Raw genomic sequence first — 12,570 nt, 5'->3', positions numbered from 1 at the left:
ACCGTCAACAAACTTGGTCAGCGCAGGCATGGTCAGCGTCGGACGCATGATCAAAATCCCTACCGCCAGGCCAACAATGGTGCCGATTTTCAGGAAAGTAGAGAGATAATCACGCGGGGCCAGCAACAGCCATACCGGCAGCACGGCAGCGACAAAACCGTAGCCCACCAGCATCCACGTCAGTTGTACGCCGGTAAAGTCAAAATACGGTGCCCAGGTCGGACTTTCGGCCACCCAACCGCCGGAAATAATGGCAAACACCAGGAATACCAGACCGATGACCGACACTTCGCCAATGCGGCCCGGACGCAGATAACGCAGGTAGATCCCCATAAAGATCGCCAGCGGAATGGTAAACGCGACGGTGTAGGTTCCCCACGGGCTGTGGGTCAGCGCTTTCACGACGATCATCGCCAGTACCGCGAGGATAATCACCATGATCATAAAACAGGCTACCAGCGCAATAACGCCCGCCGTTGGGCCCATCTCTTCTTTCACCAGTTCGCCAAGGGAACGACCATCGCGACGGGTAGAAACAAACAGCACCATGAAGTCCTGCACAGCCCCCGCGAGTACCACCCCGGCAAGCAGCCAGATCATACCCGGCAGATAACCCATTTGTGCCGCCAGTACCGGTCCGACTAACGGACCCGCCCCGGCAATCGCCGCAAAATGGTGACCGAACAGCACTTTTTTATCGGTAGGAACATAATCCAGACCGTCGTTATGGCGCACAGCTGGCGTCATACGCGTCGGGTCCAGCGCCAGCACATTTTTCGCAATGTACAGGCCATAGAAACGGTAAGCGATAAGGTAGACACAGACCGACGCCACGACTATCCACAACGCGTTGATCTGTTCACCACGGTTTAATGCGATATAGCCGAGGGCAAATGCTCCCATCACGGAGAGCACTGTCCAGACGAGGTACTTCCCTGATTTATTCATATTGATTATCCGTTGTCCAGGTCAGAGAGATGTTACATTTTGTTTCTATAACATCTTTTCTGAATTTAACAACATGACAACCATACAAACCCGAAGTATCACTGAGTTTTTACATTGCAGTGTTAACTAGATCACTTCATTTACCTGTTAACCCTGCAATTTCATTTTACTTTGTCGGGCGACTTCACCCCATCACTGCAGTACCTAATCGGCAGGTACAACAGCGTCGTCCTTGCTCATCAAAGATGACGATTTCCCAGCTTTGATTCTGCCGTCCAAGATGCAGCGGCTGACAAACGCCGCGCACTTTGCCCTGCGAAACCGCCCGATGGTGCGTGGCGTTCAGTTCTGTACCGACTACACACTGCCCGTCGCGGGTCATCAGATAACCCGCCATTGAACCCAACGTTTCGGCCAGTGCCGCCGACGCGCCGCCGTGCAGCAAACCAAACGGCTGATGCGTGCGGGTATCAACCGGCATTTCGGCCTCCAGCACATCATCGCCCAGTCGGGTATAAAGGATACCTAAGTGCGCGACCATGGTGTTGTGGCTGGTGGCATTTAATTCATCCAGCGTGAGATGGCGTTTCCAGATCATCATCATGCTCCCAGCGTTGAGCCGCCATCCACCACGATATCCTGTAGCGTAATGTGGCTGGCAAGGTCGGAGGCGAGGAATAAAATGGTGTTGGCGATCTCCTGCGGTCGGGCGATTTTCCCCAACGGGATACCAAGCTTAAACTGTTCGCCAAACCCGCGAATACGCTGCTGCTCCGCGTCATCACTGACCCATAACGTGCGCTGCATGTCAGTATCGGTCGAGCCTGGCGAAACCACATTACAGCGCACACCGCTGCCCGCCAGTTCCAGTCCGACGGTGAGCGCCAGGCTTTTTAGCGCGGCTTTTGACGCCCCATAAGCACTCATGCCGATCCGCGGCGTGTGCGCCGCATCTGAGGCGACGGTCACGATCGCCCCGCCCTGCTGGCGACGAAACTGCGCCATCGTCTGCTGCAACAAATTGAACGCGCCGCCAACGTTAACGGCAAACGTCTGCTGCCACTCTTCAACGCTCAGTGCGTCAGTGGCCCCCATGCGCAGAATACCGGCGGCATTGACCAACACATCCAGCCGCTCGCACGCTTTAAGGACACGCTGGCACACCTCAGCCACCTGCCCGGCATCGGCCACATTCAGCACTTCGGTCGCAAACGGGTAGTTATCCTGAGGAAATTCGCGATCGAAGCCAGTCACCTGCGCGCCGGCTTTCACAAATGCCAGTGCCGTAGTGTAGCCAATGCCTTTACCCGCGCCGGTCACCCAGATGGTTTTCCCGGTAAAATCAAATCCGGCCATCAGTTCACCTCGCGGGAGAGTAGCTTCCACCAGGCGTCTATGGTCGGGTTTTTCGCCAGCATCACGAAATCAATATCGCCATGAACTTTACGCCAGCGCGCCGCCAGCGCCATCATGCGCACGGAATCCAGCCCGTAGTCGATCAGGTTTTCGTCATCCATTGGCTCCTCGGACTCATCCAACAGCGGCAGAATCACGCTGCGCAGCGCCTCTTTACTCGCCGGAACCGGCGTTGGCAAAAGTTCCTGGGTCATCACCACCCGACCGGAACGTCCCGCCACGTATTTCAGCGACATCAGGTGTTCTTCACGGCTGAAGTCCGCCAGCGCATCGGCGACCATAAACGGCTTGATATCGCGCATGAACGCGTCAGTCGCAGTGGTCATGCAGCCAATATGGGCATACACACCGGTAATAATCAGTTGATTTCGGCCAGTATCTTTAAGCATCTGCTCCAGCGGAGAGCGATGAAATGCGCTGTAACGCCATTTCACCAGGATGGTATCCGCCTCATCGGGAGCCAGCGCATCAACGATCTTTTGCTGTTCCGGCGAACGCGTCAGGCCTGGTCCCCACATATCATTCAGCAGGGCGCGGTCTTCATCGCTCTGTTCTTTGGGTTGCGCGGTGTAATACACCGGAATGTTGTGCTCTTTGCAGAACTGACGCAGTGCGGCAATGTTAGCCACCACTTGCGCCATCATCGGGCAGTTATCCCCCCAAAAGCCGATAAAATAGTCCTGCATGTCGTGGATCAGCAGCGCGGCGCGTTCAGGTTCAAACGTCCAGTCGACTTTATTGGCTGGAACATCAAGCGCCGTAGGCAGTGCATAAGCCTGCAGTTTAGGAATTGCCATCTCTTTTTCTCCTTCAGGCCAGTGAACGTGACGCCAGCCACTGACGTAATTGTTTTTTATCCACTTTACCGACCGGGGTTAGCGGGAGTGACTCAACGCACTCCACACGGTCAGGTAATTTGAATTCCGCCACGCCCTGGTCACGCAGGAAACGGCGCGCCTGCACCGCGCGCAGCGGCTCTTTCACCACCAGCCATGCACAGCTTTTCTCGCCCATCAGTTCGTCATCCATACTGACCAGAGCGGCATGGATCACCGATGGGTGGCGTAACAGTAGGTTTTCAATTTCTTCTGCTGCGATCTTCTCGCCACCCCGGTTGATCTGATCCTTCTCACGCCCTTGTACGGTGATATAGCCATCCTGATCGATAGCGATCAGATCGCCGGAGCAGTAAAAACCGTTGGCGTCAAAGGCGCTGGCATTGTGCTCCGGGCTGTTGAAGTAACCCCGGAAGGTGTACGGACCTCGCGTCATCAGGCGGCCCGTTTCGCCCTGCGCCAGGGGATTACCATCAGCATCGGCGACCCAGACTTCATCATCCGGGCACATCGGTCGTCCCTGGGTATTGATGATGCGCTCAGGGCTGTCGTCCAGACGGGTGTAGTTCACCAGCCCTTCCGCCATGCCAAAAACCTGCTGCAACTGGCAGCCAATCTCCGCCGGAATACGCGCCGCAAGCGAGGCGGAAAGCCGTGCCCCACCGACCTGCAGCAGCGTCAGCGAAGCCAATTGCGCATTGCTCCCCCACTCCGCAATCGCCTGCAGCCACAGGCTCACCGCCGGCGGCACCAGCGCCGTGACGTTAACCTGATGCTGTTCAATCAGCGGGAAGCACAGGGTTGCGCTCGGGTCAGCCGCCAGAACCACGGTGCCGCCAGCCAGGAACACGCCAAGCGAACCAGGCGAACTCATGGCGTAGTTATGCGCCGCCGGGATCGCGCACAGATAGCGCGTTTCCCTAGTGAAGCGGCAGATCTCATTACTGCGACGCACGCTGTAGTAGTAATCGTTATGGGTACGAGGAATAAGCTTCGGCGTCCCGGTGGTACCGCCAGAAAGCTGGAAGTACGCCACTTCATCAGCAGGCGATGGCGTCGCGGTAAAATCAGCCGCAGGCTGGTCTATCGCCATTTGCAGGTTATGTTCGCCTTCATCATTGCGCAGTTGCACCACGCGCACTGAATTGTGTTCAGCCACAAAGGTATTGAGAAAATCTTCCCCGCTAAACAGCGCATGCTGGCGATCGGCGATCAGTAACGCGGGTGCGATCTGTTTAGCATAAGCATTGAGTTCGTTACGCTGATGGCTAAACAGCGCCAGCACCGGAGCGACGCCCAGCTTGAGCAGCGCAAAGAAGGTGATATACAGCTCCGCCACATTGCCCAACTGCACCAGCGCGGTTTCGCCAGGTTTGATTCCCTGACGACGCAGGCTGCAGGCGAGATTGTCAGTCGCCTGATTCAACTGGCGATAGCTCAGATGGCGTTCACCATCAATGACCGCCGTATGGTCGCTCTCGGCGTGACGGGTCAGAATGTCGGTCAGCGGCAAATCCTGCCAGTAGCCTTTTTCACGGTAACGGCGGGCAAACTCCTCCGGCCAACGGGTGAAAGGAATACTCATCATGACTCCTTAATGCAGTCCAAAAACATTCAACATGGTGGCAAGCTTGGCTCCCGTTTCACGCCATTCCGCAACCGGAGAAGACGCAGGCACAATACCGGCACCGGCAAAGAAACGAACCTGATTACGCAGCAGCTTCGCGCAGCGGATCGTCACCACCCATTCGCCATTACCTTCAGCATCACACCAGCCGACGATGCCGCCGAACAAGTCGCGATCGAACGGCTCCAGCTCGGCGATAATGTTGCGCGCAACCTGATGCGGGAAACCGCTCAGCGCAGGCGTCGGATGCAACAGGCACGCCAGCGTCAGCGCGTTTTCCTCTGCGTTGGCTTTTCCTTCAAACGGCGTGCCGAGGTGCCAGAGCGTAGGCGTAGTGACCAGTTGCGGAGAGGAAGGGAGTTGCAATTCACTGCTGCGATCGCGCAACACGGCTTTCATCGCCTGCGTCACCAGGTCGTGCTCATGGCGATCCTTCTCAGATGCCAGCAGGCGGATCCCCGCTTCCCTGTCCAGCACATCATCAGGCTGACGGCGCGCCGAACCGGCCAGCGGCAGCGAGCTAAAACGATCGCCTTCTTTGCTCAACAGCAGTTCCGGGCTGGCGCCAAGCAATACGCCACCGTCTTCAATGGGGACATGGAAGTTGTAACTCGCCGGATTTTGCGCCACCAGACGCTCCAGCAGCGCACCGCTGTCAATGTTGGCATCGGTGGTGATATCGATCAGACGTGACAACACCACTTTGTCGACTTCCGGCGTGGCCGTCAGCGCAGCCGCCCGGGCAACCATCTCTTCAAAAAAGTCCTGTTCCGGAATCGATTTACGCTCAACGACGTTTAATGACTGATGCCGGGTAAAGTAACGTGATGATTGCTGCTTTGCCGTGCGAGAGAAGCTCTGCCACGATTGGGGAATAAACAGCGATGATGGCTGGCGGGTATCGAAAGGAATTGCCCCGACCATAATGGGGTTAGCGATGCCCTGCGATTTGGCATCAGCAAACAGCGCGTGCATTTTGTGTTGGAAAGGGCTGTCTGGCGAATCGCCATCAATTGCCGGTTCCGCATAGCGGGCGAAGCATCCTGACGTCGTAAAACTACGATACGGCGACATAAAGAAAAAACTGTCGGGAGCGAGCGTCGGCATAGTCTGCGTTTTTTCCTCGGCCAGTGACATATCCATATCATCCTCCAAAAATGATAAAGGCTCTAATAATGATTATCATTTATATTTTCGGTCGCTAACCTAAAAGCAAAGCGGCTGTATGTCAACTCTTGTGGCAGCACAATGTGCGACTTTGGCTTGCATCCTCGCTCGCTAACAATGAAAATGAGAAGCATTAACCATACTGATAACAGGAAGCTGATTCGTGAGTCTCCCCTCTTTTCGTCGCACCGTGCTTTTACTGACTGGTTTGTTTATTTCAGGAATTTCTTTAGGTCACGCCGCCGACTGGCCGCGTCAGATCACCGACAGCCGTGGCACGCATACGCTGGAGCATAAGCCGCAGCGCATTGTCTCCACCAGCGTCACCCTTACCGGCTCGCTGCTGGCGATTGATGCCCCGGTCATCGCCAGCGGCGCCACCACGCCGAACAACCGCATTGGCGATGCGCAGGGCTTTTTACGTCAATGGAGCGACGTGGCCAGGGAACGCAAACTCAGCCGTCTGTACATCGGCGAACCAAGTGCGGAAGCCGTCGCGGCACAAATGCCGGATCTGATTCTGGTAAGCGCCACCGGCGGCGACTCCGCCCTCGCGCTATACGATCAGTTGTCCACCATTGCGCCCACGCTTATCATCAACTACGACGACAAAAGCTGGCAGACGCTGCTGACGCAACTGGGTGAAATTACCGGTCAGGAGACGCAGGCAGCCGCGCGAATTGCCGAATTTGATAAGCAACTGCAAGCGGTTAAGCAACGGATCACCCTACCGCCACAGCCGGTCAACGCGCTGGTCTATACCGCGGCGGCGCACAGCGCCAATCTTTGGACGCCTGAGTCGGCACAGGGCAAGCTGATGGAACAGTTAGGCTTCACGCTGGCGCCGCTACCTGCCGGTTTGCACACCAGCCAGAGCCAGGGCAAACGCCACGATATCATCCAGCTTGGCGGTGAAAATCTGGCGGCTGGCCTGAACGGCGAAGCGCTGTTCCTGTTTGCTGGCGACAGCAAAGATGCCGACGCCATTTATGCCAATCCGCTTCTGGCGCATCTGCCAGCCGTGCAGAATAAACGTGTTTACGCCCTGGGCACGGAAACCTTCCGTCTCGACTACTACAGCGCGACGCTGCTGTTGCAACGTCTGTCAGCTCTCTTTTAATCGCCAGCGCCGGATGCGGCTAACGCCCTATCCGGCCCGTCAGGTATTCACAGGCATTTGCCGGAATCGACGTAATTCCCCCAGCAACAACAGCAGTAGCAGACCGACAATCACCAGCCCAAATCCACTTACGCTTGCCGAGGCGACCGGCGTCATCATCGCACCCAAACCACCTAACAACGCCGCGCCAATCGCGTCCCCGGTGACGTTCTGCGCCGTCCACAAACCGTTAATTCGCCCGAGCATCGCTTCTGGCGTCTGCGTCTGTAACAGGGTGTACTGCAACAAAGAGCTAACCGCACTTAACCAACCGAACAGCGCCAGGCAGACAACCCCAAGCTCCCAGACCGGCATCAACCCAAACAGACCGATAGCCAGGAATGAAGCCACGGTAGAACCCAGCATGATCAATCCCGGACGAACGCTGTGCGCCAGCTGTCCGCTGGTCAAAGCGCCCACCGCCGCGCCAAGAGGAATGGCCGCATACAACAAACCAATTTGCGCGCTCGACATCTGCCAGTTAATCGCCAGCGCCGGATACAGCACCCGCACGGCGCTCGCCATGGTCAACAGGCCGCCGAGCAGCGCAATGCCGCCAATCAGCGGACTGGCGAGCAAAAAGCGAAATGCTGCCAGCAGCGATTTCAGCGGATGCTCGCGCGGCTGCGGCGGTGGAGGTAACGCGGGAAGGCTCAATAAAGGCAGTAAGGTTATGAACGTGCCTGCCGCCGCCAGGCCGTAGTTCCAGGCCACGCCACCGGTCGCCAGCAGTACCCCACCAAGCATCGGCGAAATGACCGAACCCAAACGCACCGTCAGCATGGTAATCGCCCCGGCCTGCATCAAATTCTCCCTCCCGACCAACGCCGGCGTTGCTGCCAGCAAAGCCGTCACGCCCAGCGAGGCAAAGAAACCGTCCCATAAGCCAAGCAGATAAATCGCCAGTAACGACGGTTCGGGCAGCAGCGCATTCAGACACAAACCAATAAAGCCGACGCCACAGGTTCCACGCGCCAACAGGATCACTTTTTTACGCTCATAGCGGTCGGCCAGTACGCCGCCAACCATCAGGCCAATAAACATTGCGCTACCGGTCAACGTCACCGATAAACCCACTTGCCAGGTCGACTGGGTCATCATCTGGATCTGTACCGGAACCGCCACACCGAGTAGCCCCAAAGAGACAATGGAAATAAAACGAGCGAGGAAGACGGCGCGAAATGCAGGGTGGGTCTTTAACAGGCTGAGATTAAGCAGCCAGGATTGTCGATTCATTACAGAGCCTTACCAGGTACTTTTTCAATATCCATTCGATGGCTGCACATGCTAACATATCCAAATAAGATCGATAACGATAATTACTATCATTATCAGGGAAGTTGATATGTCATGCTCTGTTTCCGCGACACGCGCTTTCGCCGTGCCCGGACTATTGTTATTACTTGTTCTCACCACGGTATTAAGTCTGGTTATTGGCGCAAAATCGCTACCTGCATCCGTGGTGCTGGATGCACTCACCGGCAGTTGCCAAAGCGCGGATTGCACCATCGTGCTGGACGCGCGACTGCCACGTACGCTGGCAGGACTGCTCGCCGGCGGCGCGCTGGGTCTGGCGGGCGCCTTAATGCAAACGCTCACGCGTAACCCGCTCGCCGATCCGGGGATCCTTGGCGTTAATTCTGGCGCCAGCTTCGCCATCGTGCTGGGCGCGTCGCTGTTCGGTTTCTCTTCCCCACAGGAACAATTGCTGATAGCTTTTTCCGGGGCGCTGATCGCCTCGCTGATTGTGGCGTTTACCGGTAGCCAGGGCGGCGGGCAGCTCAGTCCGGTACGACTGACGCTGGCGGGCGTTGCACTGGGTGCAGTGCTCGAGGGGCTATCCACCGGCATCGCCCTACTCAACCCGGACGTCTACGATCAGTTGCGATTCTGGCAGGCCGGTTCGCTGGATATCCGCAGTCTGCAAACGCTGAAGGTGGTGCTGGTGCCGGTATTGATTGCCGCGGCTGCCGCATTGTTTCTCAGCCGCGCCCTGAATAGCCTGAGTCTTGGTAGCGACACCGCTACCGCGCTGGGCAGTAAAGTCGCCCGCACGCAGTTTATTGGCCTGCTGGTGATTACCGTCCTGTGCGGCAGCGCGACCGCAATTGTCGGTCCTATCGCCTTTATCGGCCTGATGATGCCGCATATGGCGCGCTGGCTGGTGGGGGCGGATCACCGCTGGTCACTGCCCGTTACCCTTCTTGCGACCCCCTCTCTGCTGTTAATTGCCGATATCATCGGTCGCCTGATTGTCCCCGGCGAGCTACGTGTTTCGGTGGTCAGCGCGTTTATCGGCGCGCCGGTGCTTATCTTTCTGGTTCGCCGTAAATCGCGCGGGGGTGGCACATGATGCACCTCTCCCGTCGTCTGGTCATCAGCAGCCTGCTGCTGGTTGTAGGCTGTCTCGCCGTTGGGTTGTGGAGCCTGCGTAGCGGCGTCGTTACGCTGGAAACTCAGCAAATTATTGCCGCTCTGTTCGGCGATGCGCCGCGCAGTATCACGCTGGTGGTCACCGAATGGCGTTTGCCGCGCGTGCTCATGGCGTTATTGATTGGCGCGGCGCTCGGCGTGAGCGGCGCAATATTTCAGTCGCTGATGCGCAACCCGCTGGGCAGCCCGGATGTGATGGGTTTCAATACCGGTGCCTGGAGCGGTGTACTGGTGGCAATGGTGCTGTTTGGACAGCATCTCACCGCTATCGCGCTGGCGGCTATGCTGGGTGGGATCCTGACTTCACTGGTGGTCTGGGCGCTCGCCTGGCGCAACGGCATCGACACCTTCCGGCTGATTATTATCGGTATCGGCATACGCGCTATGCTGGTGGCGTTCAACACCTGGCTGCTGCTGAAAGCGTCATTAGAAACCGCATTAACGGCCGGACTGTGGAACGCCGGCTCGCTCAATGGCCTGACCTGGGCCAAGACCTGGCCTTCTGCCCCGCTGATTATTGTGATGCTGGTGTGCGCCACACTGCTGGTGCGCCGGATGCGTTTACTGGAAATGGGTGACGACAGCGCCTGTGCGCTAGGCGTCAGCGTTGAGCGTTCGCGTCTGATGATGATGCTGGTCGCCGTGGTACTGACCGCCGCCGCCACCGCGCTGGCAGGTCCAATTTCCTTTATTGCTCTCGTCGCCCCCCATATTGCGCGTCGACTTAGCGGCACATCCCGCTGGGGATTAACCCTGTCAGCGCTATGCGGCGCGCTGCTGCTGCTGATGGCGGATTTATGCGCCCAACAGCTGTTTATGCCTTATCAGCTTCCGGTGGGCGTTGTCACCGTAAGCCTCGGCGGTATTTATCTTATCGTCTTGTTAATTCAGGAGTCCCGCAAAAAATGATCGAATCAGTTGCCCGTTTGCGCGGCGACCAGTTAACGCTGGGTTATGGCAAGTTTACCGTAGCGGAAAATCTCAATGTGTCGATTCCCGACGGTCACTTTACCGCGATTATTGGGCCAAACGGCTGCGGGAAATCAACGCTACTGCGCACACTGAGTCGTCTGATGACGCCCGCCCACGGCAAGGTTTGGCTCGACGGTGAGCATATTCAGCACTATGCCAGCAAAGAGGTCGCACGCAGAATAGGTTTGCTGGCGCAAAACGCCACCACGCCGGGTGATATTACCGTACAGGAGCTGGTTGCTCGCGGGCGTTACCCACATCAGCCGCTGTTTACCCGCTGGCGGCAAGAAGATGAAATCGCGGTAAACACAGCGATGCAGGCCACAGGGATCACCCATCTGGCGGCGCAAAGTGTAGATACGCTTTCCGGCGGACAACGCCAGCGCGCATGGATTGCAATGGTGCTGGCGCAGGAAACATCGATTATGTTGCTCGATGAACCCACCACCTGGCTGGATATCAGTCATCAGATTGATCTGCTGGAGCTGCTTAGTGAGCTAAACCGGGAGAAGGGTTATACGCTGGCCGCCGTTCTGCACGACCTCAATCAGGCCTGTCGCTATGCAACGCACCTGATTGCGCTGCGTGACGGAAAAATTATTGCCGAGGGGGCGCCGAAGGAGATAGTTACGGCGGAGCTTATCGAAAAAATCTATGGATTACGCTGTATGATTATCGACGATCCGGTTGCCGGCACGCCGTTAGTCGTACCGCTAGGGCGCAACAAATAGCGAGAGTTAACGTATGGCGGCTGCCTGCCGCCATACGGCAATTAATCACACCAGTTGCTGATCGATAAACGCCATTTTTTGCTTACGCGACACCATGGCGTAGTTCAGCAGAACGCCGCCACAGGCCACCATACCACCCAGTAACGCAGCCAGAATAACGATCATCGATTTAGCCGGACCATCTTTTTTCACCGGCAGCGAAGGTGAAAGCTGATATTTAAACGGCGTAAATTTTACGTCGCTCACGTTCATGGCTAACAGCTGATCAACGTGATATTGGCGGTTACGTAATTCTCCGTTAATTTCCGCAACATCTGTTACTGATTTTTCAATTTCTAATTTACGCGAGATACCATCAGCGCCCAGTGAAATAGAGAAATCAGGATCATCTTTCACCGCCTGGCCATTACTGTAGACCGGCTTTTTAATCCCGGCGGCATTCGCAATCTCCAGGGAGTAGTTGAGCCGCTGAATATTTGCTTCCATCTGGTTTTTGAGCCTGACGCGATCCATCGCCAGTCTTTCTTTTTCATAACTGGTTTTGATGAACAGTTTATTGCGAATATCTTCCAGCGTTTCTTTCTCAACAATAGAAGAAATATAATGGATATAACCCTGTAGCACAGACTGGGCTTCTTCGGCCTGAGGGGCGGTAAAGCTCAGCGTCCATGAGGTATACAGCGAGGTCTCATTCTTTTTTCCCACATTGCTGTCAACCGCGGTCATTTTTTCACTGAGCCTGACGATTGCGCGGTGCAGGTCCATTTCGTCAATATCAGCGCCTTTCAATTGATCCATCACATAGGGTGAAGAACGCAGATAATCTTCTAACAATGAGGGCGACTGGAATTTTTTGATAAACAGGTTAAACACATCACTGCGGCTGACGTTAATATCCATATCCAGTACGCGCAATTTGGTCAACGTATTCTCGAGATCCTGCCACTGAACCGGTTCTGCCGGCGTCACGATGGCCTGACTGGTCCATTTTTGCGGCAGCAGGAAAGAGACCAGAATACCCGCACAGGCAAAAGCGAAAACGGTAGCCACAATTTTCGTCCTGGCGCGCCATAAGATTTCGACCAGGTTAATTAAATCAATTTCGTTGGCGTTTACCGTAGGCTGAGGATAAGCAGTAAATTCCGAAACGTTGTCTTGCTTAATATTCAATGATGACATGTTGCGTGACCTGAAAACTTTCCCAAAAGAAAAACACTCCCGTGGGAGAAGTCTACCAGCTAGTCAGAATTATCTGAAACTTTCTTTACGCATCTGCCCCTA

General features: G+C 56.0%; 12 protein-coding genes. 4 read left to right on the top strand and 8 right to left on the bottom strand.

From position 1 onward, the window contains the following. The 6 genes from KQJ18_RS07510 to entC all read right to left on the bottom strand — a co-directional run. On the bottom strand, window positions 1-948 hold a 948-nt coding region (locus KQJ18_RS07510; protein WP_275945368.1), incomplete at its 3' end, for a carbon starvation CstA family protein. Between the two features lie 184 nt (window positions 949-1,132). Beyond that, window positions 1,133-1,546, bottom strand: coding sequence for a proofreading thioesterase EntH (entH, locus tag KQJ18_RS07505; RefSeq protein WP_085047763.1), 414 nt, complete (start codon window positions 1,544-1,546; stop codon window positions 1,133-1,135). 2 nt (window positions 1,547-1,548) lie between these two features. After that, on the bottom strand, window positions 1,549-2,304 hold the full coding sequence (entA, locus tag KQJ18_RS07500; protein ID WP_216421767.1) for a 2,3-dihydro-2,3-dihydroxybenzoate dehydrogenase EntA: 756 nt from the start codon (window positions 2,302-2,304) through the stop codon (window positions 1,549-1,551). Then, complete coding sequence (locus tag KQJ18_RS07495) at window positions 2,304-3,161, bottom strand: isochorismatase (protein WP_216421765.1); 858 nt, start codon at window positions 3,159-3,161, stop codon at window positions 2,304-2,306. Before KQJ18_RS07495 ends, entA begins: the two co-directional genes overlap by 1 nt. 13 nt (window positions 3,162-3,174) lie before the next feature. Continuing rightward, entirely contained in the window at window positions 3,175-4,785 is a 1,611-nt protein-coding gene (gene entE, locus KQJ18_RS07490; protein ID WP_110498585.1) for a (2,3-dihydroxybenzoyl)adenylate synthase EntE, read from the bottom strand. A gap of 9 nt (window positions 4,786-4,794) precedes the next feature. Then, window positions 4,795-5,970, bottom strand: coding sequence for an isochorismate synthase EntC (entC, locus tag KQJ18_RS07485; RefSeq protein WP_216421764.1), 1,176 nt, complete (start codon window positions 5,968-5,970; stop codon window positions 4,795-4,797). A gap of 187 nt (window positions 5,971-6,157) precedes the next feature. Between entC and fepB the strand changes: the two genes are divergently transcribed. Next, window positions 6,158-7,114 (top strand): Fe2+-enterobactin ABC transporter substrate-binding protein, encoded by a 957-nt coding sequence (fepB, locus tag KQJ18_RS07480; RefSeq protein ID WP_085047547.1) that lies wholly within the window; start codon window positions 6,158-6,160, stop codon window positions 7,112-7,114. A gap of 39 nt (window positions 7,115-7,153) precedes the next feature. On the opposite strand, the gene entS is transcribed toward fepB, so the two are convergent. Next, a complete protein-coding gene (gene entS / locus KQJ18_RS07475) occupies window positions 7,154-8,389 on the bottom strand; it encodes an enterobactin transporter EntS (protein WP_069323130.1) in 1,236 nt (411 codons plus the stop codon). Window positions 8,390-8,498: 109 nt separating this feature from the next. Between entS and fepD the strand changes: the two genes are divergently transcribed. From fepD to fepC, 3 genes are read left to right on the top strand one after another with little or no spacing between them, the layout of a single operon-like run. Further along, window positions 8,499-9,506: a Fe(3+)-siderophore ABC transporter permease gene (gene fepD, locus KQJ18_RS07470; protein ID WP_216421763.1), complete on the top strand. Its 1,008-nt coding sequence runs from the start codon at window positions 8,499-8,501 to the stop codon at window positions 9,504-9,506. Next, a complete protein-coding gene (gene fepG / locus KQJ18_RS07465) occupies window positions 9,503-10,495 on the top strand; it encodes an iron-enterobactin ABC transporter permease (protein WP_085047549.1) in 993 nt (330 codons plus the stop codon). Before fepD ends, fepG begins: the two co-directional genes overlap by 4 nt. Further along, complete coding sequence (fepC, locus tag KQJ18_RS07460; RefSeq protein WP_038638617.1) at window positions 10,492-11,289, top strand: iron-enterobactin ABC transporter ATP-binding protein; 798 nt, start codon at window positions 10,492-10,494, stop codon at window positions 11,287-11,289. The genes fepG and fepC overlap by 4 nt, the downstream gene beginning before the upstream one ends. A 45-nt stretch (window positions 11,290-11,334) precedes the next feature. Here the strand turns inward: fepC and wzz(fepE) are convergent, their stop codons facing one another. Continuing rightward, window positions 11,335-12,468, bottom strand: coding sequence for an LPS O-antigen length regulator Wzz(fepE) (gene wzz(fepE) / locus KQJ18_RS07455; protein WP_216421762.1), 1,134 nt, complete (start codon window positions 12,466-12,468; stop codon window positions 11,335-11,337). Between the last annotated feature and the right edge of the window lie 102 nt (window positions 12,469-12,570).

It is taken from the genome of Citrobacter sp. S55_ASV_140 (assembly GCF_018919505.1).
GTDB classification, from domain to species: domain Bacteria; phylum Pseudomonadota; class Gammaproteobacteria; order Enterobacterales; family Enterobacteriaceae; genus Citrobacter; species Citrobacter werkmanii.
Note: the sequence above shows the minus strand (reverse complement) of the source record. Positions and strands in the feature narration are given on the sequence as shown.